Below are 26,380 nucleotides of genomic sequence, written 5' to 3'. Positions count from 1 at the left end.
CATGGCACTTATTTACTCTCTTCATTCTGAAATATTGAAATTACTTTATAATAGAGCTACTCATGTTGTACTATTCTTGATACTGGTATTTCAAACGTTTTTAGCAAATATTGGTGCTTCTCAAATTGTTTCAGTTGGTATCCATGCTACACCAGAGACAAATCCAGATTTAGCAGAGGCCTTACCTCCTATTGAATTTTTAGGTTTTGATGTCACTTTATTTGGTGTTTTTATTATGATTATCCTAGGCTCAATTTACGGAGCCGAGGAATACAAAGGCTTGGCTATTCGTACAAGCCTCCTCTCTGTTACAAATCGAAGTACTTTCCTAGTTTCAAAAACATTAGTTTGGCTTATATTTTCTTTTATCATTTCCTTTCTATCAATATTCTTGACAATTAACATGACACATTATGTTTTAGGACAAGATGGCTTATTGCTTTTTTTACTAAATGGAACAGTTTGGTTCTATATATTTTTAGCCAGTATAGCTTGGACTTTGTTGGGACTGCTGGCCTATATTATGGCTTTGACATTTAAAACAGCCATTGTTCCTCTATTATTTTTGCTTCCTCAAGTCTACAATTTAGGAACATTCTTAGCAAACTATATATCGGTTGCAAAATTTCTTCCAGTTGCATTGGGGCAAGGATTGATTGCTACATCTCCTCAAATTTTAGAACATAATAGTTTACAACATATTTTATTTTTACTTTGTTGGAACTTCTCATTCTTGGCTTTAGCAATTTACCGCTTACTCAAGTCAGATATTGGAGGAGGTGAATAAGTTGAAAGAACAACTTAAAAGTGAGTATCTCAAGTTTATTATGAATCCTTGGCACTGGTTGATTATAGGTGCTCTATTACTGTGTATTCCGGCGATGGTTGTTTTTTTAAATAGTAAGCCAGACCAGTTGACTCTACAGTTTGTTTTGGAACAGCTACTGCAAAGTCTCTATTTAGGACAGGCAGGTTTCGTTAGTCTAGCGGTTCTATTTATAGGTCAAGAATTTACAGGTTCTAGCCTTCGTACCAGTTTTCTTACATGTCCAAATCGTTTGAAATTTATAATCTGTAAACTAGCTATTGTATTATGTGTGGAAATTGTATTATTGGTCGCTGTAATATCATTATGTATACTAATCGCCCAAGGATACTACAATATCAATCTTTTGAGTAATATTAAACATGTTCTGACAATCCTATTTCCAGCATGTATTTCTATTCTAACCTTCTCTCTTTTAAGTGGTATTTTTGTATTTATTTCCCAGTCTTTTATCTTAATTTTGGGAATCAGTTTATCCCTTTTATTGGGGTTGGGACAAATGTTACTACAATTCAGTTCTTTTTTTAGAAATTTACCATTACTAGCTAGTATGAATTGTTTTTATACCCATCCCTTGTCGCTTTATTATCCAGTGTGGCAAGGCTTAGGGATACAAATAGTTTGGTTATTAATTGTTTTTCTATTTGCTACATTGATACTTATAGGAAGAAATGTACGCTAAAGACAGGGGATGTCCTGTCTTTTTCTTGGTTAGTGCTATAATATAGTTAGGAGGGTGAGTTATGGCTTATAAAATTTTGGTGGTAGATGATGATCTCGCTATTCTTCGCCTAATAAAAAAAGTACTAGAATATGAAAAATATGAAGTAGTCATACGAAATAAGATAGAAGAGATTGATCTTTGTGATTTTACAGGCTTTGACTTGATTCTATTAGATATTATGATGCCTGTTAGTGGTTTAGAGATCTGTCAGATGATTCGCGAACAGATAACTGTTCCTATCTGTTTTATAACTGCTAAGGATATGGATGAAGATTTAGTAGCTGGAATTAATGCAGGTGCTGATGATTATATTATGAAGCCCTTTAGTATGCAAGAATTGTTAGCACGTGTTAAAATGCACTTACGTCGTGAAGAACGGATTAAAGGAAATGTTCATCAAATAAAGATTGGGAAGCTTATACTATATACGGATAGTAAGGAACTATTTGTAAACGATGATAAGATTGCTCTGACAAGGAGGGAATTTGACATAGTGAATCTTTTGGCAAGCAACCCAAGTAAAATATATTCTATTGAGGAAATTTATAATTATCTATATCCACAAAGTTCAGAAGCGCTCTTACGTTCGGTTTCAGAGTACATTTATCAAATTCGTCAAAAGTTGAAACCTTATCAATTAAATCCAATTAAAACCTTATACGGTGGAGGATATCAATGGGTAGAATCAAAAGTTTTAGACAATTAATTCGAGAAACCTGTTGGAGAATTATTTGGCAGTTTAGTCTTGGCTTACTAATGGCCTATCTTATTCCCTTAGCTTCAGTATCTATACAAATAAATGAAGATGGGAAAACTTTAAACAATAGTGGTGTTCTATCAATCTTTTTTAATGTGTCATCATGGATATATATTTGTGTTTTATTGATTGTTCTAATAAGTTATCACATTGGAAAATTGTTGAAAAAACTGAGTTATGAAATGACTTTGATTTATGAAAATAGTATGTGGTTGAAGAAGGAATGTACAGAAAGTTTAACGGTTAAAGAATTTCGCGAGACAGGAAATCGGATTATTGTGATGCAAGATAGAATTCGACAATTAATAGTTAATGAGAAACAGCAGAAGGAAGATTTGATGTTTCAGGTTTCAGCAGCTTCTCATGATTTAAAAACTCCCTTAACCATTATTAGGGGAAATGTGGAATTTTTGCAGACGATAACTGAAAACGACCAATCTCAAGAATGCTTAGCAGATATAGAAAGAGCTAGTCAACAGTTACTAGATTATTTCAATCAATTGATTCACTATTCTAAAACCTATTATGATGATGAGACAGGTTGGACGGAGTATTCCTCTTCAGATTTTATCAATGAATTAGAGAAAGAAGTCTCTTTTTTGATAAAAAATCAGATGAAGTTTTCTTTTGAACAAAATGTGAAAGGAACTGAAAACTATTATATAAATCAATCTCTTCTGATTCGTGCCATACAAAATATTTTAACAAATGCTTTGGAATACGCTGATAAACAGAATCCTAAAATTAAAATTAGAGTAGAGCAAGAGGGGAAGGAATTGAAAATAGGTATATGGAATAATGGTTCGGAATTTCCAGAGGAAGTTTTAACTAATTTTGGAAAGCTCTTTTATCGTATGGATAAAGCTAGATCGTATAAAGAGCAACATTATGGTATTGGACTAAGTTTTGTATGTAGAGTTGCAAAACTACACAAAGGCCGAGTTGAGCTTAGAAATAGAGACGAGGGAGCAGAAGTTTTAATAACTGTGAATTGTATTAAATCATAGTGATTTACTTGTTAATTTATGATTGAATAGTTTTTATATGTGAGCTTTTAAACTATTTAACTTTTTCGACTAGTATAAGATGTAACGGTAGATAATAAAAACGAATGATGATATCTAGTTGATGAAAACTATTTATCATTCATTCGTTTTTTAATTATTGGATAATTTACGTAGCTTTATCTCGAACGTTGTTTTCCAGCGTTGCGATTTTTGTGTTTTTTCTTGCTTGTGATAGCAGTTGGTTGTCCAGGGGTAACGTCTTTTCGTCCACTTGGTGTAGAGAAAGTACTTGCTTTTGGTGGGTTCTTTGCCAGTTCTTCACGGACTTTTTTGCGAAGTTTTGGACGAACGATATAGTTGACGATAAACTGTTGGAGAATCATCATGAAACCACCGACAACCCAGTAAAGTGTGACACTGGCTGGTGAAATGAGGGAGAAGACAACAATCGTGATTGGGCTCACGTAAGCCATTTTCTTGATTTGTTCTCTTTGCGTTTCGTCTTCTACTCCGTGAAGTGAAAGGAGCGATTGAAGATAGTAAAGGACACCTGCGCAGGCAACCAAAATCATACTTGGAGAACCTAGAGGAATGCCTAGGTAGCTTGCTTGAGCAACCCCTTCAGTATGTTGGGCAGCAAAGTAGATAGCTGAGAAGAAAGGCATTTGAAGGAGGATAGGGAAACATCCTACACCACCAAACATGCTGATGCCGTGTTCTTTTTGAGCGGCAAAGAGAGCTTGTTGGGCTTCGAGTTTTTCTTCTTGAGTAGTCGCTTCCTTGAGACGTGTTTGGTGTGGCTCAAGGACGTGCTTGAGGGCGTTCATCTTTTCAGAGTGAAGCGTTGCCTTCCATGATTGGTAGATACCAAGTGGCAAGATAATCAAGCGCACGATAATGGTTACGATGATGATAGCGACACCAAAGCCTAGACCTTGATCAGTAGCGAAGTACTTGATAGCTTCAGCCATAGGCGCTCCAATCGTATTCCAAATAAATCCTATTGGCTTTCCTGTGGCTTTATCGACTCTAACACAGCCAGTCAAGACTAGCAACATAGCCACTCCCATAGCTGAGAGTGCAAAACGTTTAATAGATTTCACTGTTTTTATTCCTTCTTTAAAAATTATACCTTTCTATTCTACTGTTTTTTTACAAAATATACAATAGTTCTAGAGACCTAATTTGCGATTTTAAAGTCAGGGTAAGGAGGAAAGTTACTTAGTTTGACATCTAAGTAGCTGATTTTTGAAAAAGGTGTTGGTCCTTTTCGGATTTCTTGGATAAATTTTGCCATGATAGTAGATGAGTCTGCTTGGGCTAAAATTTCCACTGTGCCGTCGTCATTATTCCAGACTCGACCTGTGATGCCACCAATTTCAAGTGCCAAGCTGTAAACACCCCAACGAAAGCCGACTCCCTGCACCCTACCTTGGGCGATCATTCTAACCTTTTGCATACCAAACCCCTTTGATTGTGTTATAATATTTCTATGACTATTATAACCTCAAAAGCCAATTCTGTGGTAAAAAATGCTAAGAAATTACACCAAAAAAAATACCGCAAGTCTGCCTATTTGATTGAAGGCTGGCACTTGTTTGAAGAAGCTGTCCAAGCTGGAGTGACGATTGAGAAAATCTTTGCCCTAGAAAGTTATCGAGAACAGTTAGCCTCGTTTCCGCAAACTGTCTGGGTTTCAGAGGATATTTTGCTAGATTTGGCGGATTCTCAGACTCCGCAGGGAATCGTCGCGGTGGTTCAAAAAGAAGAAGTAGGACAAGCTGACTTGAGTCAGGGCAAGTTTTTATTTTTGGAAGATGTGCAAGATCCTGGTAATGTGGGAACTATCATTCGGACTGCGGATGCAGCAGGTTTTACAGGAGTAATTGTTTCAGATAAATCGGCAGATATCTACAGTCTCAAGACCTTACGTTCCATGCAAGGCAGTCATTTCCATCTGCCTATTTACCGGATGTCTAGTCAAGCGCTTCTTAAGGAAATCAAAGAGGTTGCTATCCCAGTGCTGGCAACAACCCTATCTAAAGATTCTGTTGATTACAGAGAACTGCCTCCTATAGAAAATTTTGTACTAGTCATGGGAAATGAGGGGCAAGGAATTAGTCCCCTTATGGCTGAAAGTGCAGACCAGTTGGTCCATATTAGCATGAAGGGGCAGGCGGAGAGTTTGAATGTTGCCGTTGCAGCTGGTATTTTGATTTTCCATTTAAGCTAATTTTAACTTTCTTTGTTATAATCAAGGAAAGACATTCATAGAAAAGGAGAAAAGATGAATCACACTATTATTCACGACCGCGCAGGTCTCAATCAATTTTACGCTAAAGTCTATGCCTTTGTTGGTCTGGGGATTGGACTATCTGCTTTGGTATCAGGCCTCATGTTGACAGTTTTTCAGTCTCAGTTGGTTTACTTTTTGATGCAGGGGCGTCTCTGGTTGACCATTGCAACCTTTGCAGAGCTAGCCCTAGTCTTTGTTGCCAGTAGCATGGCCTTAAAGAATAGTCCAGCGGCTCTTCCAGTATTTTTACTTTACTCAGTATTAAACGGCTTTACCCTTAGTTTTGTGGTGGCCTTCTATACTCCAGGGACAGTTTTATCTGCCTTTGTATCGAGTGCCCTTCTCTTTTTTGTCATGGCGGCAGTCGGTATGTTCACTAAGAAAGATTTGAGTGGGATTGGTCGAGCGATGATGGCAGCTCTCATCGGTTTGATTATTGCTATGATAGTCAATATTTTCTTGGCTAGCGGTTTCTTTGATTATATGATTAGCGTAGCCATGGTCTTGGTCTTCTCTGGGCTGATTGCTTGGGACAACCAAAGGATTCGCCTTGCCTATGAACAATCACAAGGTCGTGTAGCGACAGGTTGGGTTGTGTCAATGGCTCTCAGTATCTATCTTGACTTTATCAATCTTTTCCTAAGTATTCTACGTATCTTCGGTCGCAATGACTAGAAGGTCCCTAACATCAGTGTTCGAAGGAGCACTGATTTTTTCGTATTTGCTCTTTTCTTTTCTTGGAAATAGGTGTATAATGCTTTTAATTAATTTTTTGAGGAGTAGTTTATGAAGAAAAGTTTTATTCATCAACAAGAAGAAATTTCCTTTGTCAAAAACACTTTTACCCAGTATTTGAAAGACAAACTAGAAGTTGTCGAAGTTCAAGGTCCTATCTTGAGTAGGGTTGGAGACGGGATGCAGGATAACCTATCGGGTGTGGAGAATGCCGTATCGGTCAAGGTTCTCCAAATCCCTGATGCTACTTATGAAGTGGTGCACTCTCTTGCTAAATGGAAACGCCATACTTTGGCACGTTTTGGTTTCGGTGAGGGTGAAGGTCTCTTCGTCCACATGAAGGCCCTTCGTCCAGACGAAGATTCGCTGGATGCGACCCACTCTGTTTATGTTGACCAGTGGGACTGGGAGAAAGTTATCCCAAATGGTAAGCGTAACATCGCTTATCTAAAAGAAACAGTGGAGAAGATTTACAAGGCTATTCGTCTTACTGAGCTAGCTGTTGAAGCCCGCTATGACATCGAATCAATCTTGCCAAAACAAATCACTTTTATCCACACAGAAGAGTTGGTAGAACGCTACCCAGACTTGACTCCGAAAGAACGTGAAAATGCTATCTGTAAAGAATTTGGTGCTGTCTTCTTGATTGGTATTGGTGGTGAATTACCAGACGGTAAACCGCACGATGGACGTGCACCAGACTACGATGACTGGACAAGTGAGTCTGAAAATGGCTACAAGGGTCTAAATGGTGATATTCTTGTCTGGAATGAATCCCTGGGTGGAGCCTTTGAATTGTCCTCTATGGGGATTCGTGTTGATGAAGAAACGCTTCGCCGTCAGGTTGCCATTACAGGTGATGAAGACCGTTTAGAATTGGAATGGCACAAGGCTTTGTTGAATGGCCTATTCCCATTGACAATCGGTGGAGGAATTGGACAATCTCGGATGGCCATGTTCCTACTTCGCAAGAAACACATCGGAGAAGTGCAAACAAGTGTTTGGCCTCAAGAAGTCCGCGATACTTACGAAAATATTTTGTAGAGAATCGAACCGCAAGGTTCGGTTTTCTTTCTCTTTTTGCTTATAATTTGGTATAATAAACGGTATGAAAATCGTATCAGGAATCTATGGGGGACGCCCCCTCAAGACACTAGAAGGCAAGACGACAAGGCCCACTTCGGATAAGGTTAGGGGAGCCATTTTTAACATGATTGGTCCCTACTTTGAAGGGGGGCGCGTCTTGGACCTTTATGCAGGTAGTGGTGGTTTATCTATCGAAGCAGTGTCGCGTGGCATGTCCAGCGCTGTTTTGGTGGAGCGAGACCGTAAGGCTCAGGCTATCGTGGCTGAAAATATTCAGATGACCAAGGATGTTGGGAAATTTCAACTCCTCAAGATGGATGCAGAAAGGGCGTTGGAACAGATATCTGGGGAATTTGACCTCATTTTCTTAGATCCTCCTTATGCCAAGGAACAAATCGTAGCAGATATTGAAAAAATGGCTGAGAAAGAGCTTTTTTCTGAAGATGTCATGGTCGTGTGTGAGACGGATAAGGCCGTTGAACTTCCAGAAGAAATTGCCTGCCTGGGCATATGGAAGGAAAAGATTTATGGAATTAGTAAGGTGACAGTCTATGTCAGATAAGATTGGCTTATTCACAGGCTCATTTGATCCGATGACAAATGGGCATCTGGATATCATTGAACGGGCTAGCAAACTCTTTGATAAGCTCTATGTCGGTATTTTTTTTAATCCTCACAAACAAGGATTTCTCCCTATCGAAAATCGTAAACGGGGGTTAGAAAAGGCTGTGAAACATTTGGGAAATGTTGAAGTTGTGTCTTCTCATGATGAATTGGTGGTTGATGTCGCAAAAAGACTGGGGGATACCTTTCTGGTACGAGGCTTGAGAAATGCAACGGATTTGCAATATGAAGCCAGTTTTGATTACTACAACCATCAGCTGTCTCCTGATATAGAGACCATTTATTTGCATAGCCGACCGGAACATCTCTATATCAGTTCATCCGGTGTTAGGGAGTTATTGAAGTTCGGTCAGGATATTGCCTGCTATGTTCCTGATAGTATTTTGGAGGAAATAAGAAATGAAAAAAAATATTAGATGGCCCTTATACGTCATTGCGGCCTTGATAGCGACTTTCTTGGCATTTGTAGTGCCCTTGCCCTACTATATAGAGGTTCCAGGTGGTTCGGAAGATATTCGCCAAGTCCTTAAAGTCAATGACACAGAAGATAAGGAAGCTGGTGCCTATCAATTCGTTACGGTTGGTGTCCAACATGCTACTTTAGCTCATATGATTTATGCTTGGTTGACGCCTTTTACAGATATTCGTAGTGCCCAGGAGACTACAGGTGGTTCTTCAGATGTAGAATTTATGCGGATCAATCAATTCTACATGCAGACATCACAAAATATGGCCAAGTATCAAGGTCTAAAAACAGCTGGTAAAGATATTGAACTCAAATACCTTGGGGTCTATGTCTTGACGGTGACGGATAATTCAACCTTTAAAGGGATTCTCAACATCTCTGATACCGTCACAGCAGTCAATGATCAGACCTTTGACAGTTCCAAAGATTTGATTGATTACGTCAATTCTCAAAAACTAGGGGACTCCGTCAAGGTCACCTATGAAGAGGATGGGCAAACCAAGTCTGCAGAAGGAAAGATTATCACCTTGGAAAACGGCAAAAATGGAATTGGAATTGGCTTGATTGACCGTACAGAAGTAACCAGTGATGTCCCAATTCGTTTTTCAACAGCTGGTATCGGTGGTCCAAGTGCTGGTCTCATGTTTAGTCTGGCTATCTATACTCAAATAGCTGATCCGGGTCTTCGTAACGGCCGTATCGTTGCCGGTACAGGAACCATTGACCGCGATGGTAATGTGGGGGACATTGGAGGTATTGATAAGAAAGTTGTAGCTTCAGCTAGAGAAGGTGCTGCGATTTTCTTTGCACCTGATAACCCTGTTAGCGAAGAAGAACAAAAAGCGCATCCGGATGCGAAAAACAACTACCAAACAGCTCTGGAAGCAGCTAAAACAATCAAGACAGATATGAAAATCGTGCCAGTTAAAACCCTACAAGATGCAATTGATTACTTGAAAAACAATCCCTAGTTTTTAAGTGAAGTTTCCAAACTAGCGCACAAACAGAGAAGATGGTATAATAGTCAAATGGTTCAATTATTATTCACTCTAAGCAGTCATATGCTCTTTATTTATGTGAGTTTTTACCTTTTAAAGGATCTTGTTAGATGGGAAAAGGTTTTAAAAGTGACAACTGAGAATACAAGAAAAGTTCGTTTATTAGTAGCCTTTTTCAGCATTGTAATGGGCTATATCTTGAGTTCTTTCTTTATCAGCCTATATCAGTTGTGGCAAGAAGCGCTTAGAGGATCATTATAATTTGCGTGTTTAAGAAATTACTTTCAAGATATTATTAAACTTATAGGGAGAAATAGAATTCATGGATATTATAATCTTATTGTTGATAACGCTATTAATTTATTTGTTACCTCAAAATAAGGAATATCTAAATGTTAAATCTACATCAGGGCTTAGAGGATTTCTAGCTATAGGAATAATATTTCATCATTTGTCACAATGGGTTACATCTGGTGATGAATTTTCTAATTTTTCCTATATGGGAACTTATATCGTTTCTATTTTCTTCTTTTTATCAGCCTATGGATTGTATTTTCAGAACGAAAATAAGAAAAACTATCTAGATAATTTTTTAGTTAAGAGACTTTCTAAAATTCTAGTTCCATTTTTTTCTATATCTTTGATTTATATGTTTTACAGATTTTTAAGCGGTCAATTAATGGATTTAGATTTTTTTGCTAACTTATTTAAAAAAGGAAGTACAATTATTTATAATGGATGGTTTGTCGATATTATAATTCTAATGTATATATTTTTTTATATATCATTTAAGTTTTTCAAAAATAAGTTTATTTCTATTGTTATCAATACAGTATTCATAATTGGTTATATTTGTTTAGCTATAAAATTAGGTTACGGTTTTTGGTGGTATAATAGTGTTTTCCCCTTCATAATTGGCTTAATATGGGCTAAAAATAAAGAGAAAATTGATGGAGTTTTAGATAGACATTATTTTATCATACTTGTTTTAGTAACTGTGTTACTCTTTATTTCACATCAATACGATATTTTGTTGAGGTATGTGCATTTAGAAGATAGTTATAGTTATGCGTTAGCTGCTAATTTAGATAATATTATTTTTACAATCTACTTTATTATTGTTTTTTTGAAAAAAATAAATTTTTCAAATATATATTTGATTTTAATAGGTAGTATATCGTTTGAATTATATATGATACATGGATTAGTTATTTCTATGCTAGGAAAAACACTTGTGTCATCCAGAATAAATGATGTGATATTTACATTTTTTGTGCTGGTCCTTAGTCTAATTTTAGCTTGGATTATTAATAAATTAGTTAATAGAATTACAAAGAAAGTAAGTCTATTACAAAATCAAGAGTAAAGGAAATAAGTATGGAAAAAATTGTGGTTCAAGGTGGCGATAATCGTCTGGTAGGAAGTGTTACGATCGAAGGAGCAAAGAATGCAGTCTTGCCCTTGTTGGCAGCGACTATTCTAGCCAGTGAAGGAAAGACCGTCTTGCAGAATGTTCCTATCTTGTCAGATGTGTTCACTATGAATCAGGTGGTTCGTGGTTTGAATGCCAAGGTTGATTTTAATGAAGAAGCCCATCTTGTTGAGGTGGACGCGACTGGCGATATCACTGAGGAAGCTCCTTACAAGTATGTCAGCAAGATGCGTGCATCTATCGTTGTCTTGGGACCAATTCTTGCCCGTGTAGGTCATGCTAAGGTGTCCATGCCAGGTGGTTGTACGATTGGTAGCCGTCCTATTGATCTTCATTTGAAAGGTCTAGAAGCTATGGGGGCTAAGATTAGTCAGACAGCTGGTTATATCGAAGCTAAGGCTGATCGCTTACATGGAGCTCATATCTACATGGACTTCCCCAGTGTTGGTGCTACGCAGAACTTGATGATGGCAGCGACGCTGGCTGATGGGGTGACAGTGATTGAAAATGCTGCGCGTGAGCCTGAGATTGTTGACCTGGCCATTCTCCTCAATGAAATGGGAGCTAAGGTTAAGGGTGCTGGTACAGAGACCATTACCATTACCGGTGTTGAGAAACTTCATGGTACGACTCACAATGTAGTCCAAGACCGTATCGAAGCAGGAACCTTTATGGTAGCTGCTGCCATGACTGGTGGTGATGTCTTGATTAAAGACGCTGTCTGGGAGCATAACCGTCCCTTGATTGCCAAGTTGCTTGAAATGGGAGTGGAAGTGACAGAGGAGACTGAAGGAATTCGAGTTCGCTCTCAACTAGAAAATTTAAAAGCTGTTCATGTGAAAACCTTGCCCCACCCAGGATTTCCAACAGATATGCAGGCTCAATTTACAGCCTTGATGACCGTCGCAAAAGGGGAATCAACTATGGTGGAGACAGTTTTCGAAAATCGTTTCCAACATCTAGAAGAAATGCGTCGCATGGGCTTGCACTCTGAGATTATCCGTGATACAGCTCGTATTGTTGGTGGTCAACCTTTGCAGGGGGCAGAAGTTCTTTCAACTGACCTTCGTGCCAGTGCAGCCTTGATTTTGACAGGTTTGGTAGCACAAGGAGAAACTGTAGTTGGTAAATTGGTTCACTTGGATAGAGGTTACTACCGTTTCCATGAGAAGTTGGCGCAGCTAGGTGCTAAGATTCAGCGGATTGAGGCAAGTGATGAAGATGAATAAGAAATCAAGCTACGTAATCAAGCGTTTACTTCTAGTCATTTTGGTACTGTTTTTGGGTGCTCTAGCCCTAGGTGTCGGCTTAATGGTAGGTTATGGAATCTTGGGCAAGGGTCAAGATCCATGGGCTATCCTGTCTCCAGCAAAATGGCAGGAATTGATTCATAAATTTACAGGAAATTAGGCTGGAGAACCAGTCTTTTTCTAGAGATAAGGAGAAAAATGGATAAAAAAACAAGACAGACACTGATCGGACTACTAGTGTTATTGCTTTTATCTGCGGGAAGCTATTATATCAAGCAGATGCAGTCGACAGCTAATAGTCCTAAAACAAAGGTTAGTCAGAAAAAACAAGCGTCTGAAGCTCCTAGTCAATCATTGGCAGAAAGTGTCTTGACAGACGCAGTCAAGAGTCAAATAAAAGGGAGTCTGGAGTGGAATGGCTCAGGTGCTTTTATCGTCAATGGTAATAAAACAAATCTAGATGCCAAGGTTTCAAGTAAGCCCTACGCTGATAATAAAACAAAGACAGTGGGCAAGGAAACAGTGCCAACCGTAGCAAATGCCCTCTTGTCTAAGGCTACTCGTCAGTACAAGAATCGTGAAGAAACTGGGAATGGTTCGACTTCATGGACTCCTCCAGGCTGGCATCAGGTTAAGAATCTAAAGGGTACTTATACCCATGCGGTCGATAGAGGTCACTTGTTAGGCTATGCCTTAATCGGTGGCTTGGATGGTTTTGATGCCTCGACAAGCAATCCTAAAAACATTGCTGTTCAAACGGCCTGGGCAAATCAGGCGCAAGCCGAGGATTCGACTGGTCAAAACTACTATGAAAGTATGGTACGTAAGGCCTTGGATAAAAACAAGCGTGTCCGTTACCGTGTAACCCTTTACTACGCTTCGAATGAGGATTTGGTTCCTTCAGCTTCACAAATTGAAGCCAAGTCTTCAGACGGAGAGTTGGAATTTAATGTTCTAGTTCCCAATGTTCAAAAAGGGCTTCAATTGGATTACCGAACTGGAGAAGTGACTGTTACTCAGTAAAATATAACATAAACTCCTATGTCACTTGTGGATATAGGAGTTCTTTCTTACTAGTTTAAGCAGGGCTACAATAGACACTGATACTCAATGAAAATCAAAGTGCAAACTAGGAAGCTAGCCGCAGGTTGCTCAAAGCACAGTTTTGAGGTTGCAGATAAAGCTGACGTGGTTTGAAGAGATTTTCGAAGAGTATGGGAAAAATAATATGTACTGGACTATATTTTGTGATATAATAAAGGATAAGATACTATTTTAGGAGAAGAACTATGGAAGACCCAAGTAGTCAGAATTTGTTGCTACAATTTGTTTTATTGTTTATCTTGACGGTGTTAAATGCCTTTTTCTCAGCCACAGAAATGGCCATGGTGTCACTAAATCGTGCGCGGGTTGAACAAAAGGCAGAAGAAGGAGATAGACGCTATATCCGTCTGCTGAAGGTACTAGAAAATCCTAACCACTTTTTATCAACCATTCAAGTAGGGATTACCCTGATTACAATCTTATCAGGGGCGAGTTTGGCAGAAACTCTGGGACGAGAAATTGCATCTTGGCTTGGAAATGGCGAAACAGCTTATGCCGTAGCAAGTTTTCTATCTTTAGCATTTTTGACTTATATTTCCATCGTTTTTGGGGAATTATACCCTAAGAGAATCGCTCTTAATCTAAAGGATGCCTTGGCGATTCGTACAGCGCCAGTTATCATTGGGCTGGGGAAACTAGTTAGTCCCTTTGTTTGGCTCTTATCTGCATCTACCAATCTCTTGAGTCGCTTGACTCCGATGACCTTTGACGATGCTGACGAAAAAATGACCCGTGATGAAATTGAGTACATGTTGACAAATAGTGAAGAAACACTAGATGCTGACGAAATTGAGATGTTACAAGGGATTTTTTCACTAGATGAACTGATGGCCAGAGAAGTCATGGTTCCTCGAACGGATGCCTTTATGGTCGATATTCAGGATGATAGTCAAACCATCATCCAAAGTATTTTAAAACAAAATTATTCTCGTATCCCTGTCTATGATGGAGACAAGGATAACGTGATTGGAATCATTCACACCAAGAGTCTCCTTAATGCGGGCTTTGTGGACGGTTTTGACAATATTGTTTGGAAGAAAATCTTACAAGATCCACTTTTTGTTCCTGAAACTATTTTTGTGGATGACTTATTAAAAGAACTGCGCAATACTCAAAGACAAATGGCAATCTTGCTAGATGAATACGGTGGGATGGCTGGTTTGGTGACCCTGGAAGACCTCTTAGAGGAAATCGTTGGGGAAATCGATGACGAAACAGATAAGGCTGAAATCGAAGTTCATAAAATTGGAGAAGATACTTATATTGTTCAAGGTACCATGAATCTCAATGATTTTAATGACTACTTTGATGTTGAACTGGAAAGTGATGACGTTGATACCATCGCTGGTTATTATTTGACAGGAGTTGGGACCATTCCAACGACTGAGAGACTCAGTTATGAATTAGTCAGCCAAAACAAACAACTTATCCTAACCAATGATAAGGTGAAAAATGGACGTGTTACCAAGGTAAAAGTCCAAATTACCGAAGTTGAAATAGAAGAAGAAACAGAGTAAACTAGAGGCTTTTGTCACCAGGCGTGACAAAGCTTTTTTCAGTTGATTTCAAAAGGAAATTGTGTCCTCGAAAAACTCAGCCCCAAACTTGCCTCAAAAGTTTTTTAAAGTTATACGTATTTATTCAAGGAAAAAGAAAAAAGCCCTTTAAATTGGGCTTTCTGTTTAAATGAAACCTGATAAATCAAGTTAAAGAAGGCGGTAGACGGATTTGAACCGACGATCAAGCTTTTGCAGAGCCGTGCCTTACCACTTGGCTATACCGCCTTAACGTTTATTATTATACCTTGAAAATGATTTTCAGTCAATAGCTTTTTCAGATTTTTTGTATCAATAAGCCTAAATATTCTGAAAATTCGTTTACTTTTCTTGAAATCTATGATATAATTGATGATAACCTATACTTTATTTATAAGAGGAGTAAATAAATGAAAAAAAGTCAAGTGCTTGCTGTAGCGGGAGCTACCTTATTAGCGTCAGGAGTTCTAGCTGCGTGTTCAAACACTAGTTCGAATAATGCTAAACTAGCAAAAGATTACCAATATGTTTATCAAACAGATCCAGAAACCTTGGATTATATCGTCAGCAATATCGATTCAACATCATTCGTCACAACAAATGCTGTAGATGGTTTGTTGGCTAATGATAAATATGGTAACTTGGTTCCTTCTATTGCTGAATCATGGACAGTTTCAAAAGATGGTTTGACTTATACCTATAAAATCCGTAAGGATGCTAAATGGGTTACAGCAGAGGGAGAAGAATACGCTCCTGTAACTGCTAAAGACTTCGTTACTGGTTTGAAACATGCCGTAGATGGAAAATCAAAAGGACTTTCAATCGTTAGCTCTTCTATTAAGGGATTAGAACCCTATATCAAGGGTGAAACAAGCGATTTTTCAACCGTTGGAGTAAAAGCGCTTGATGATCAAACACTAGAATATACCTTGAACCAGCCAGAAACTTTCTGGAATGACAAGACCACTAGTGGTGTTTTGATGCCGGTTAATGAAGAATTCTTAACTTCAAAAGGGGAAGGTTTTGGTGCCCCAACCGATGCTAACTCTATTCTTTATAACGGTCCATTTGTCTTAAAATCTGTAACTCCAAAATCATCTATCGAGATGGCTAAAAATGATGCTTACTGGGACAAAGAAAATGTAAAAATTGAGAACGTTAAGTTCACTTTCTGGGATGGTAAGGACCAAGATGTCATTGCCAAAGGTTTTGCTGATGGTCAATATAGCAAGGCTCGTATCTTCCCTACAAGTTCTACATATGAAAAATATGCAGCTGACTTTAAAGATAACATTTACTTTAATGAACCAGGAGCGGGTGTTGCAACTGTCAGCTTGAACTATGGCCGTACAACCTATAACCACACTGCCAAAACAAGTGATGCCCAAAAGACATCTACTCAGAAAGCATTGCTAAACAAGGAATTCCGTCAAGCCTTGAACTTTGCTGTCGATCGCAATTCTTATTCAGCTCAAACAAATGGTACTGATGGAGCTGCAGTAGCCATCCGTAATACATTTGCACCTTATAATCTTCAAGTTGGTAAGAAAACATTTGGTGAATTGGTACAAGATAGCTTGGCTAAGACAAATTCTTCTACTTGGTCAAACGTGTCTCTAGCAGATTCTCAAAATGGCCTTTACAATGAAGAAAAAGCTAAAGAAATCTTTGCTAAAGCAAAATCAAGCCTACAAGCTGAAGGTGTTGAATTCCCAATCCACTTGGATGCCTTGGTTATCCAAGAATCAACAGCGGTTGTAAACCGTGTTCAATCATTGAAACAATCAATTGAAAAAGTATTGGGTTCAGATAATGTTGTTGTAGACTTACAACAAATGACTCAAGCAGAAGCTTTACCAATTTCATTTAGCGCTCCAACAGCTAAAGAGCAAGACTGGGATATCCATACCTTGCTAGGATGGAACCCTGACTATCAAGATCCTTCTACTTTCTTGGATCAATTCGTCCTTAAGGGAGGAAGCACTCGTCTTTACCTTGGTATTGACCAAAACACAGATGCATCAGTAGTAAGCAAACTTGGTTTAGCTGACTATGGAAAATTACTTGATGACGCAAACAGCGAAAACCAAGATGTTCAAAAACGTTATGAAAAATACGCGGTGGCACAAGCTTGGTTGACTGATAATGCTTTGACAATTCCAGTAATGGCTTCTCCTAAAGAAACAGCCGTTTCATATGTTTCAAAAGTTCTACCATTTAGCTCTTCATATTCAGTAGCCGGCCTTAAAGGTGAAAATTCAGGATACTTGAAGTACACTGAAGTTGGTGAAAAAGCAATCACCAAAGAAGAGTATGAAAAAGCTCGTGAAAAATGGTTGAAAGAAAAGACTGAGTCAAACGAGAAAGCTCAAAAAGAATTGGCAAGTCATGTGAAGTAAATAATTTTCAATAGAACTTTCTCTCCATGAGGAGAAGGTTCTTTTGGGATTTTTAAAGGAAATGATATGAAAAAATATATTTTTATGCGTGTTTTGCGGTCATTGGTTTCTATCTTCTTAGTAACAACCTTGACTTACACGATCATCTATACAATGGTTCCTCGAAAATTGATTTTCAAACAGGATACCAACTATAATAAGATTGCGACAACTGCTGATAAACGTGATAACTATGAGAATACTGTTTATGAGCGTATGGGCTATATCGAGTACTACGATACCAAAGAGTTGCAAGAAAAAGCTAGCCAGATGGATGCTTCTGTAACAGTTGAAGCCAATGATACCAACAAGGCTATCTATGAAAAATACATCAAACAAATCGGTCATGGTTGGACCCTGGGAGAATTTACTGAAAGTGGCCAATTCTACGCTACACGTGAAATTCCAATTTTTGAACGTGTGTTTAAATTCTATGCAAACTTGCTTGATATCGACCACACAAACAAGATTCAGGACCCAGAAAATCCAAATTTGGAGCGTTATTTGCGTTTTGAAAATGATCCCGCTATCGGCTGGTCTCTGGTAGGTTCAGGGACTAAACACAAGTACCTCTTGTACTTCAATAGTCAGTTCCCATTTGTTCACCAAAACTTTGTGAACTTGAATTTGGGTGATTCATATCCAACTTATGCTAATACTCCTGTGCTTCAAGTTATCACACAAGGACAAGGTCAAACTAAGACATCAGAAGTGCAATTCCCAACTGGTAAGAAAACATCTTCAGTTAATATCTACTCAAGAACCTACAAATCGCCTAGTCAGGCTGATTCTCGTGAAGTAGCTAACTATGGGAAAGATGACCCATATACTGCAACTGAAAGCAACTACCAATATCCTTCTATGATTGCTAGCTCTGCAGTCGTTGGATTGATTGGTTTGGTGATTTCTTATGCGATTGCCGTGCCACTTGGTTCAGCTATGGCTCGCTTCAAGAATACTTGGATTGATAGCTTCTCAACAGGGTTTTTGACCTTCTTGATGGCCCTTCCAACCATTGCCTTGGTTTACATTGTTCGTTTGATTGGATCATCAATTGGTCTTCCAGATTCATTCCCTATCTTGGGTGCTGGAGATTGGCGTTCGTATGTTTTACCAGCAGTTATCCTTGGTTTATTGGGTGCTCCTGGTACAGCTATTTGGATTCGTCGTTACATGATTGACTTGCAATCACAGGACTTTGTTCGTTTTGCTCGTGCAAAAGGTTTGTCTGAAAAAGAAATTTCAAACAAACACATCTTTAAAAATGCCATGGTTCCGCTGGTTTCAGGAATTCCTGGTGCTGTTATCGGGGTTATCGGTGGTGCAACCCTTACTGAAACAGTCTTCGCTTTCCCAGGTATGGGTAAAATGTTGATTGACTCTGTAAAAGCATCTAATAACTCTATGGTCGTAGGTCTTGTCTTCATCTTTACATGTATTTCTATCTTCTCACTTCTTTTGGGAGATATTTGGATGACTATTATTGACCCACGTATTAAATTGACTGAGAAAGGAGGCAAATAATGTCTACAATCGATAAAGAAAAATTTCAGTTTGTAAAACGTGACGATTTTGCCTCTGAAGCTATTGATGCGCCAGCTTATTCATACTGGGGTTCAGTGTTTAGACAATTTATGAAGAAGAAATCAACTGTAGTCATGTTGGGAATCTTGGTAGCTATCATTTTGATGAGTTTCATCTACCCAATGTTTTCTAAGTTTGATTTCAATGATGTCAGCAAGGTAAACGACTTTAGTGCTCGTTATATCAAGCCAAATGCTGAGCATTGGTTCGGTACAGACAGTAACGGTAAATCTCTTTTTGACGGTGTCTGGTTCGGAGCTCGTAACTCTATCCTCATTTCTGTGATTGCGACAGTAATTAACTTGGTTATCGGTGTTTTTGTCGGTGGTATTTGGGGAATTTCAAAATCAGTTGACCGCGTGATGATGGAAGTTTATAACGTCATCTCAAACATCCCATCTCTTTTGATTGTCATTGTCTTGACTTACTCAATCGGAGCTGGATTCTGGAATCTGATTTTTGCCATGAGTGTGACGACATGGATTGGGATTGCCTTCATGATCCGTGTGCAAATCTTGCGTTATCGTGACTTGGAATACAACTTGGCGTCACGTACTCTGGGAACACCAACCTTGAAGATTGTTGCCAAAAATATCATGCCTCAATTGGTATCTGTTATTGTGACAACCATGACTCAAATGCTTCCAAGCTTTATCTCATACGAAGCCTTCTTGTCATTCTTCGGTCTTGGATTACCAATTACCGTGCCAAGTTTGGGTCGTTTGATTTCGGATTATTCACAAAACGTAACAACCAATGCTTACTTGTTCTGGATTCCATTGACAACTCTTGTCTTGGTATCCTTATCCCTTTTCGTAGTTGGTCAAAACTTAGCGGATGCTAGTGATCCACGTACACATAGATAGGAGTAGAAATGACAAAAGAAAAAAATGTAATTTTGACTGCTCGCGATATTGTCGTGGAATTTGACGTTCGTGACAAAGTATTGACAGCCATTCGCGGCGTTTCCCTTGAACTAGTTGAAGGAGAAGTATTAGCCTTGGTAGGTGAGTCAGGATCAGGGAAATCTGTTTTGACAAAGACATTCACAGGTATGCTTGAAGAAAACGGTCGCATTGCCCAAGGTAGTATTGACTACCGTGGTCAAGATTTGACAGCTTTATCTTCTCACAAGGATTGGGAACAAATTCGTGGCGCTAAGATTGCGACTATCTTCCAAGATCCAATGACTAGTTTGGACCCAATTAAAACAATTGGTAGTCAGATTACAGAAGTTATTGTAAAACACCAAGGAAAAACAGCTAAAGAAGCGAAAGAATTGGCCATTGACTACATGAATAAGGTTGGGATTCCAGACGCAGATAGACGTTTTGATGAATACCCATTCCAATATTCTGGAGGAATGCGTCAACGTATCGTTATTGCTATTGCCCTTGCCTGCCGACCTGATGTCTTGATCTGTGATGAGCCAACGACTGCCTTGGATGTGACCATCCAAGCTCAGATTATTGATTTGCTGAAATCCTTGCAAAACGAGTACCATTTCACAACAATCTTTATTACCCACGACCTTGGTGTGGTAGCAAGTATTGCGGATAAGGTAGCGGTTATGTATGCAGGAGAAATCGTTGAGTATGGAACTGTTGAGGAAGTCTTCTATGATCCTCGCCATCCATATACATGGAGTCTCTTGTCTAGCTTGCCTCAGCTTGCTGATGATAAAGGGGATCTTTACTCAATCCCAGGAACACCTCCATCACTTTATACTGACTTGAAAGGGGATGCTTTTGCCTTGCGTTCTGACTATGCAATGCAGATTGACTTCGAACAAAAAGCCCCTCAATTCTCAGTATCAGAGACGCATTGGGCTAAAACTTGGCTTCTTCATGAGGATGCTCCAAAAGTAGAAAAACCAGCTGTGATTGCAAATCTCCATGATAAGATCCGTGAAAAAATGGGATTTGCCCATCTGGCTGACTAGGAGGAAGGAAATGTCTGAAAAATTAGTAGAAATCAAAGATTTAGAAATTTCCTTCGGTGAAGGAAGTAAGAAGTTTGTCGCGGTTAAAAATGCTAACTTCTTTATCAACAAGGGAGAAACGTTCTCGCTTGTAGGTGAGTCAGGTAGTGGGAAAACAACTATTGGTCGTGCGATAATCGGTCTAAATGATACAAGTAATGGTGATATCATTTTTGATGGTCAAAAGATTAATGGTAAGAAATCGCGTGAACAAGCTGCGGAATTGATTCGTCGTATCCAGATGATTTTCCAAGACCCTGCCGCAAGTTTGAATGAACGTGCGACTGTTGATTATATTATTTCTGAAGGTCTTTACAATCATCATCTGTTCAAGGATGAAGAAGAACGTAAAGAGAAAGTTCAAAATATTATCCGTGAAGTAGGTCTTCTTGCTGAGCACTTGACTCGTTACCCTCATGAATTCTCAGGTGGTCAACGTCAACGTATCGGTATTGCCCGTGCCTTGGTCATGCAACCAGACTTTGTTATTGCGGATGAGCCCATTTCAGCCTTGGACGTTTCTGTGCGTGCCCAAGTCTTGAACTTGCTCAAAAAATTCCAAAAAGAACTTGGCTTGACCTATCTCTTTATCGCCCATGACTTGTCTGTCGTTCGTTTTATTTCAGATCGTATCGCGGTTATTTACAAGGGTGTTATTGTAGAGGTTGCAGAAACAGAAGAATTGTTTAACAATCCAATTCATCCATATACTCAAGCCTTGCTTTCAGCGGTACCAATCCCAGATCCAATCTTGGAACGTAAGAAGGTCTTGAAGGTTTACGACCCAAGTCAACACGACTATGAGACTGATAAGCCATCTATGGTAGAAATCCGTCCAGGTCACTATGTTTGGGCTAACCAAGCCGAATTAGCGCGTTACCAACAAGGGTTAAACTAATAATGGTTTTATAATTTCCATATCAATTTTTATGGGAATTATAAACCTTTTTTTGTTGGACTGATTTGAAAAAATCTTTGAAAGTATCCTGAAAGAATTTTCGAAAAATTTTAAAAAATTCTGAAATATTCTTGACAGCTGATGAAAAAGGTGGTAAGATAGGAAACATCAAAAAAGAAAGCAGAAAAAGAAATGAATAAGAGACAAGCTGTAACGATGAATCAAAACTTTTACTTTAGCTACTTTAGATAGTGTTTGTAGACATGTCACCATGGATGCAAACAGTTCAAGCAATTTGTTTGTATCTATGTGGCTAAGATTTTTGATTGTGGTCCATATAGATGAATATCTAAATGGACTAGCTAAGTTGTAACTTGTTAGCTTATTTCAAGCATCCGTTTAGATATTATCTAGGCGGTTTTTTGTTTTATCTTTTCTGAGAAGGAGTTTCATTATGAAAGTTGTTCGAAAATTACTAGCCCCTCTCTTGGTAGTGGGGATTCTCTTGACCTCTCTGATTAGTTTGCATCAGTTGAAGGCAGATAAGAAAAAAGATGTGTTTCGTATCGGTATTTCGCAATTTATTACCCACCAGTCCTTAGACGCTACTAGAGAAGGGTTTGTGGATGAGCTTGCCAAGCAAGGCTATGCTGAAGGGAAAAATATCGAGATTGATTTGCAAAATGCACAGGGAGAACAACGAAACCTAAAAACGATTTCCCAGCAACTAGCAGAATCTAGTGATGTCGTTCTAGCTATCGCAACGCCTTCTGCTCAGAGCTTGGCTAATACAACACAAACGACACCGGTTATCTTTTCAGCTGTAACAGACCCTGTCAGTGCCAAGTTGGTAGAGTCAAGAGAGCATCCTGGGGGCAATGTAACTGGAACAAGTGATCAGTCATCAGATGCTATCTCAACCCAAATCAATTTGATAAAGAAAGTGTTGCCAAAAGCTAAAACAATTGGAATCCTCTATACTCAGAGCGAGCCAAACTCAGTTGTCCAAAAGGATGAAGCTAAGCGACTTCTGGAAGAAAAAGGCTTTACCGTTGTTGAAAAAACAATCTTGGACAGTAACAATGTCAAAGCGGCAGCAGAGAGTTTGATGGCAGAAGTGGATATGGTTTTTGTACCAACGGACAATATCATTTCGTCAACCATGGAAACAGTTAAGCAGGTTTCTATTAAACACAAGGTTCCAGTATTCGGTGGTTCCACAGAAATGATTGCTGTTGGTGGCTTGTATAACTACGGAACCAATTATGAAGAATTGGGAAGACAGACAGCCCGCATGCTGATTCGTGTTTTAAAAGGTGAAAAGCCAGAAAATATAGCAGTTGAGTTGCCTGAAAAACTGGAATTGCATACCAATCAAGAAATGGCAGATGCATTGGGAATTGATATTAGTAAGTTAGAAGGCAAGGAATAAGGAGGTTTAAGATGAATTTTGTATTATCTAGTTTATCAGAAGGTTTGCTATGGTCGATTATGGCTATTGGGGTCTACTTGACTTTCCGTATTTTGGATATTGCGGATATGACTGCTGAAGGAGCCTTTCCTTTGGGGGCAGCTGTCGTTGTATCGCAGATACAGGCAGGGACAAATCCTTGGATTGCGACCTTACTTGCTTTGTTGGCAGGTATGGTAGCTGGTCTTGTATCAGGAATGCTCCACACCAAGATGAAAATCCCAGCTCTCTTGACAGGGATTGTGACCTTGACAGGGCTTTATTCAATCAATATTAAAATCATGGGCAGTGTGCCCAACCTTTCCTTGGGAGATTCTTCAACTGTCTTTAAACAATTGGCGAGCTTGGGGCTGACAAATGAAGAAGCTGTTTTCTCATTCAGTTTGGCCTGTCTCCTACTTGTTTGTTTGGTCTTGACTCTTTTGATGAAAACGGAGATTGGATTGGTCTTGCGTTCGACTGGGGACAATATTCCGATGAGTGAGGCTAATGGGGTCAATGTAGACACCATGAAGATTGTTGGTTACATGATTTCAAATGGTTTGATTGCCCTGTGTGGTTCCTTGTTCGCTCAAAATGATGGATTTTCAGACGTAACCTCTGGGACAGGAACCATCGTTGTTGGTTTGAGTGCAGTTATTATTGCAGAAGTTTTGATACACGACTTGACCATTGGAGGTCGCTTGTTATCTATCGGAATCGGTGCCATTGTTTACCGTTTGATTATTTTAAATATCTATGAAATTCCAAATCTAGATCAAAACCTGGTACGTCTCTTTAATGCAATCTTGCTAGCCTTAGTGTTATTTGCACCAGAACTGCAAAAGAGATTAAAGATTCGTGGTTTGAAACTGAGAAATGAATAGGAGGAGAAAGTTATGGCAAGTTTGTTAACACTTGAAAATATTCACAAAACCTTTGAAGCAGGGACGGTCAATGAGAACCATGTCCTCAAAGGATTAGACTTAGAGGTTGAAGAGGGAGATTTTATCTCTGTGATTGGTGGAAATGGAGCAGGGAAATCCACTTTGATGAATATCTTGGCTGGCAATCTATCGGTGGATGAAGGGGACCTTTTATTGGCAGGCAAATCCATTAAAAATCTTAGTGTAAGAAAGAGAGCCAAGGATATTGCCCGTGTTTTTCAAGATCCTAAGATGGGAACAGCTTCTCGTTTGACGATTGAGGAGAATATGGCTATTGCCTTGAGACGTGGGCAGAAGAGAGGGCTTGGTTGGGGCGTGAAGGAGAAGGAGAGAATCCAGTTCCAAGAGGCCTTGAAAGAGTTGAATATTGGCCTTGAAAATCGCTTGAAAGTGGATACTCAATACCTTTCAGGAGGACAAAGACAGGCCTTGACCTTAGTCATGGCAGCCTTGGTGAAACCCAAACTTTTGCTTTTAGATGAACACACTGCGGCACTTGACCCGAAAACGAGTCAAATGGTGATGGATTTGACGCAAAAAATTGTGGAAGATCATCAGTTGACGACTTTGATGATTACCCACGATATGAACCATGCGATTGAGTACGGGAATCGTCTTATTATGCTCTATCAGGGTAAGATAGTGGTGGATGTCAAGGGAGAGGAGAAAAAGCATCTGACGGTTGAAGATCTCATGCATCTCTTCCAGAAAAATAGTGGGCAAAGTTTAGTTAGCGATGAATTGGTTTTGGGATAAAGAAAAACACCACACTTTGTAAGACACAAGGTGTGGTTGTATTTTATCTCTTAGACCAAGTCCTCTTCATGAAGAGAAGTAGGATTGGGTATATCTCCAAGCGCCCTGCAATCATTGCAAAGGAGAGGAGAATTTTTGAGATAGGACTAAAGATTGAGAAGCTAGAAGTGGTTCCTAGAATAGGTCCGATATTATTGAAACAGCTAAAGACAGCGCTGGTCACAACCAGAAAATCATTGCTATCTAGGCTGACAATAAAGATAAGGGATAGCAAAATCATAGAATAGATGACAAAGTACTTGAGAATCTTATGCTGGGTATCTTTGTCAATCACTGTTTTATTAACATGGAGGGTCAAAACACGGTGGGGCGATAGGATTGACAAAATTTGGTTTTTGGCAATTTTTGAAAGGATGAGGCCTCGAATAACCTTGAGTCCACCTGCGGTTGAACCAGCAGAACCACCGATTCCCATGAGGAAGAGAAGGATAAACTGGGAGAAGAGGGGCCAGTTGGTAATATCTCCGTAACCAAAACCAGTCGTTGTAATGATATTGGAAACCTGGAAGAAGGCCATTTCAAAACTCTTTGAAAATCCTGAGTAGAGATAGAGGGTATTGAGGCTGATCAAGCCTGTAGAAATCATTACGATGACTAAGTAAGCCCGAAGTTCTTCATCTCCAAAGAAGGCCTTGATGCGACGGAGCATGAGGTAGTAGTAGAGGTTGAAATTTACCCCAAAAACCAAAACTCCGATACTAACCAGATAGGTAATCAGTGAGCTACCATAGTGGGCAATCCCGTCGTTATAGACTGTAAAACCTCCTGTACCTGCTGTTCCCATGGCAATGACAAAACTATCAAATAGGGGCATACCAGCTAGATAATAGATGATGACAAAGAGGGAAAAGAGAGCTAGATAAAGGAGATAGAGAATCTGGGCAGTGTTTTTTAGTTTGGATACTACTTTACCAAAAACAGGGCCAGGAACCTCAGCCTTCATCACTTCTAGGTGGCTATTCTTGGCATTATCCATAATAGCAAGTGCAAAAACAAGCACTCCCATCCCTCCAATCAAGTGGGTAAAACTTCGCCAGAAGAGGAGGGAACGACTGAGAACCGAAACGTCGTTCAGAATAGTTGCTCCAGTAGTTGTAAAGCCAGAACTGATTTCAAAAAAGGCATCGATAACGCTGGGAATTTGCCCAGCAAAGACGAAGGGGAGACCACCAAAGAAGGACCAAAGGATCCAACAGAGGGCCACAATCAAGACTCCCTCCTTGGCATAAATCCGTTGATTTTTTGGCTTTTGTAAAATTCCTGAACCGCCTAGTAATACGAGAATCCCAATCGTTGTAAAGAGGGCTGTAAAGACTTGGCTCGATTCACGGTAATAGATAGCAACAGCTACAGGAACCAAAAGAAGAACAGCTTCAATCAAAAGTAATTTTGAAAGGAGGTAACGAATCATACTTTTATTCATTTC

27 protein-coding genes and 1 tRNA gene are annotated in these 26,380 nt (G+C 39.2%); 24 read left to right on the top strand and 4 right to left on the bottom strand.

Features of this window, described 5'->3' with window-relative positions:
• The first annotated feature begins 1 nt into the window (after position 1).
• The 4 genes from N8M95_RS05840 to N8M95_RS05825 all read left to right on the top strand — a co-directional run bounded on the left by N8M95_RS05840 (position 2) and on the right by N8M95_RS05825 (position 3,314).
• Positions 2-787, top strand: coding sequence for an ABC transporter permease (locus tag N8M95_RS05840; RefSeq protein WP_061590038.1), 786 nt, complete (start codon positions 2-4; stop codon positions 785-787).
• Between the two features lies 1 nt (position 788).
• The gene (locus N8M95_RS05835; RefSeq protein ID WP_049516002.1) at positions 789-1,508 is read left to right on the top strand and encodes a hypothetical protein; all 720 of its coding nucleotides are present in this window, start codon (positions 789-791) and stop codon (positions 1,506-1,508) included.
• Positions 1,509-1,569: 61 nt separating this feature from the next.
• Positions 1,570-2,256 (top strand): response regulator transcription factor, encoded by a 687-nt coding sequence (locus N8M95_RS05830; protein WP_000323581.1) that lies wholly within the window; start codon positions 1,570-1,572, stop codon positions 2,254-2,256.
• A complete protein-coding gene (locus N8M95_RS05825) occupies positions 2,226-3,314 on the top strand; it encodes a sensor histidine kinase (RefSeq protein WP_049515998.1) in 1,089 nt (362 codons plus the stop codon). Before N8M95_RS05830 ends, N8M95_RS05825 begins: the two co-directional genes overlap by 31 nt.
• A 176-nt stretch (positions 3,315-3,490) precedes the next feature.
• Here N8M95_RS05825 and yidC read toward each other — a convergent pair whose 3' ends face one another.
• The gene (gene yidC / locus N8M95_RS05820; RefSeq protein ID WP_020901995.1) at positions 3,491-4,417 is read right to left on the bottom strand and encodes a membrane protein insertase YidC; all 927 of its coding nucleotides are present in this window, start codon (positions 4,415-4,417) and stop codon (positions 3,491-3,493) included.
• A 77-nt stretch (positions 4,418-4,494) separates the two neighbouring features.
• Positions 4,495-4,773: an acylphosphatase gene (locus N8M95_RS05815; RefSeq protein WP_084947337.1), complete on the bottom strand. Its 279-nt coding sequence runs from the start codon at positions 4,771-4,773 to the stop codon at positions 4,495-4,497.
• A 33-nt stretch (positions 4,774-4,806) separates the two neighbouring features.
• On the opposite strand from N8M95_RS05815, the gene N8M95_RS05810 reads away from it, so the two are divergent.
• The 12 genes from N8M95_RS05810 (at position 4,807) to N8M95_RS05755 (ending at position 14,822) form a co-directional block, all read left to right on the top strand.
• On the top strand, positions 4,807-5,547 hold the full coding sequence (locus N8M95_RS05810) for a TrmH family RNA methyltransferase (protein ID WP_084947340.1): 741 nt from the start codon (positions 4,807-4,809) through the stop codon (positions 5,545-5,547).
• A gap of 54 nt (positions 5,548-5,601) precedes the next feature.
• Positions 5,602-6,285 (top strand): Bax inhibitor-1/YccA family protein, encoded by a 684-nt coding sequence (locus N8M95_RS05805; protein ID WP_084947343.1) that lies wholly within the window; start codon positions 5,602-5,604, stop codon positions 6,283-6,285.
• 111 nt (positions 6,286-6,396) lie between these two features.
• Positions 6,397-7,389, top strand: a complete 993-nt coding sequence (gene asnA, locus N8M95_RS05800) for an aspartate--ammonia ligase (RefSeq protein ID WP_000748003.1) — start codon at positions 6,397-6,399, stop codon at positions 7,387-7,389.
• 64 nt (positions 7,390-7,453) lie between these two features.
• The gene (gene rsmD, locus N8M95_RS05795; protein ID WP_261116789.1) at positions 7,454-7,993 is read left to right on the top strand and encodes a 16S rRNA (guanine(966)-N(2))-methyltransferase RsmD; all 540 of its coding nucleotides are present in this window, start codon (positions 7,454-7,456) and stop codon (positions 7,991-7,993) included.
• Positions 7,983-8,471, top strand: a complete 489-nt coding sequence (gene coaD, locus N8M95_RS05790; RefSeq protein WP_261116788.1) for a pantetheine-phosphate adenylyltransferase — start codon at positions 7,983-7,985, stop codon at positions 8,469-8,471. Before rsmD ends, coaD begins: the two co-directional genes overlap by 11 nt.
• Positions 8,455-9,492, top strand: coding sequence for a SepM family pheromone-processing serine protease (locus tag N8M95_RS05785; RefSeq protein WP_261116787.1), 1,038 nt, complete (start codon positions 8,455-8,457; stop codon positions 9,490-9,492). Before coaD ends, N8M95_RS05785 begins: the two co-directional genes overlap by 17 nt.
• Positions 9,493-9,549: 57 nt before the next feature.
• The gene (locus N8M95_RS05780; protein WP_261116786.1) at positions 9,550-9,780 is read left to right on the top strand and encodes a DUF1146 family protein; all 231 of its coding nucleotides are present in this window, start codon (positions 9,550-9,552) and stop codon (positions 9,778-9,780) included.
• 61 nt (positions 9,781-9,841) lie between these two features.
• Positions 9,842-10,885 carry an acyltransferase family protein gene (locus N8M95_RS05775; RefSeq protein WP_084861988.1) on the top strand — a complete coding sequence of 348 codons (1,044 nt, stop codon included), beginning with the start codon at positions 9,842-9,844 and terminating at the stop codon, positions 10,883-10,885.
• An 11-nt stretch (positions 10,886-10,896) separates the two neighbouring features.
• A complete protein-coding gene (murA, locus tag N8M95_RS05770; RefSeq protein WP_141230260.1) occupies positions 10,897-12,180 on the top strand; it encodes a UDP-N-acetylglucosamine 1-carboxyvinyltransferase in 1,284 nt (427 codons plus the stop codon).
• The gene (locus N8M95_RS05765; protein WP_033684807.1) at positions 12,173-12,361 is read left to right on the top strand and encodes a DNA-directed RNA polymerase subunit beta; all 189 of its coding nucleotides are present in this window, start codon (positions 12,173-12,175) and stop codon (positions 12,359-12,361) included. The genes murA and N8M95_RS05765 overlap by 8 nt, the downstream gene beginning before the upstream one ends.
• Before the next feature lie 38 nt (positions 12,362-12,399).
• Positions 12,400-13,224, top strand: coding sequence for a DNA-entry nuclease EndA (gene endA, locus N8M95_RS05760; protein ID WP_033684748.1), 825 nt, complete (start codon positions 12,400-12,402; stop codon positions 13,222-13,224).
• A gap of 266 nt (positions 13,225-13,490) precedes the next feature.
• Positions 13,491-14,822 carry a hemolysin family protein gene (locus N8M95_RS05755; protein ID WP_020903091.1) on the top strand — a complete coding sequence of 444 codons (1,332 nt, stop codon included), beginning with the start codon at positions 13,491-13,493 and terminating at the stop codon, positions 14,820-14,822.
• A gap of 196 nt (positions 14,823-15,018) precedes the next feature.
• Here the strand turns inward: N8M95_RS05755 and N8M95_RS05750 are convergent.
• Positions 15,019-15,089: transfer RNA gene (locus tag N8M95_RS05750), tRNA-Cys, on the bottom strand.
• Between the two features lie 161 nt (positions 15,090-15,250).
• On the opposite strand from N8M95_RS05750, the gene N8M95_RS05745 reads away from it, so the two are divergent.
• The 8 genes from N8M95_RS05745 to N8M95_RS05710 all read left to right on the top strand — a co-directional run bounded on the left by N8M95_RS05745 (position 15,251) and on the right by N8M95_RS05710 (position 24,894).
• Positions 15,251-17,239: a peptide ABC transporter substrate-binding protein gene (locus N8M95_RS05745; protein ID WP_049486662.1), complete on the top strand. Its 1,989-nt coding sequence runs from the start codon at positions 15,251-15,253 to the stop codon at positions 17,237-17,239.
• Between the two features lie 66 nt (positions 17,240-17,305).
• Entirely contained in the window at positions 17,306-18,802 is a 1,497-nt protein-coding gene (locus N8M95_RS05740; protein WP_020902008.1) for an ABC transporter permease, read from the top strand.
• Entirely contained in the window at positions 18,802-19,728 is a 927-nt protein-coding gene (oppC, locus tag N8M95_RS05735; RefSeq protein ID WP_000103691.1) for an oligopeptide ABC transporter permease OppC, read from the top strand. The genes N8M95_RS05740 and oppC overlap by 1 nt, the downstream gene beginning before the upstream one ends.
• Before the next feature lie 8 nt (positions 19,729-19,736).
• Positions 19,737-20,804, top strand: a complete 1,068-nt coding sequence (locus tag N8M95_RS05730) for an ABC transporter ATP-binding protein (protein ID WP_000159550.1) — start codon at positions 19,737-19,739, stop codon at positions 20,802-20,804.
• 10 nt (positions 20,805-20,814) lie between these two features.
• On the top strand, positions 20,815-21,741 hold the full coding sequence (locus N8M95_RS05725) for an ATP-binding cassette domain-containing protein (RefSeq protein ID WP_033684751.1): 927 nt from the start codon (positions 20,815-20,817) through the stop codon (positions 21,739-21,741).
• A 454-nt stretch (positions 21,742-22,195) separates the two neighbouring features.
• Complete coding sequence (locus tag N8M95_RS05720) at positions 22,196-23,173, top strand: ABC transporter substrate-binding protein (RefSeq protein WP_261116785.1); 978 nt, start codon at positions 22,196-22,198, stop codon at positions 23,171-23,173.
• An 11-nt stretch (positions 23,174-23,184) separates the two neighbouring features.
• Complete coding sequence (locus N8M95_RS05715) at positions 23,185-24,078, top strand: ABC transporter permease (protein ID WP_001012085.1); 894 nt, start codon at positions 23,185-23,187, stop codon at positions 24,076-24,078.
• A 12-nt stretch (positions 24,079-24,090) separates the two neighbouring features.
• On the top strand, positions 24,091-24,894 hold the full coding sequence (locus N8M95_RS05710) for an ABC transporter ATP-binding protein (RefSeq protein WP_261116784.1): 804 nt from the start codon (positions 24,091-24,093) through the stop codon (positions 24,892-24,894).
• A gap of 43 nt (positions 24,895-24,937) precedes the next feature.
• Here the strand turns inward: N8M95_RS05710 and N8M95_RS05705 are convergent, their stop codons facing one another.
• Entirely contained in the window at positions 24,938-26,377 is a 1,440-nt protein-coding gene (locus N8M95_RS05705; protein ID WP_261116783.1) for a TrkH family potassium uptake protein, read from the bottom strand.
• Positions 26,378-26,380 lie beyond the last annotated feature (3 nt).

It is taken from the genome of Streptococcus mitis, from assembly GCF_946190325.1.
GTDB lineage: Bacteria > Bacillota > Bacilli > Lactobacillales > Streptococcaceae > Streptococcus > Streptococcus mitis_CF.
This window is presented reverse-complemented; position numbering and strand designations above follow the sequence as displayed.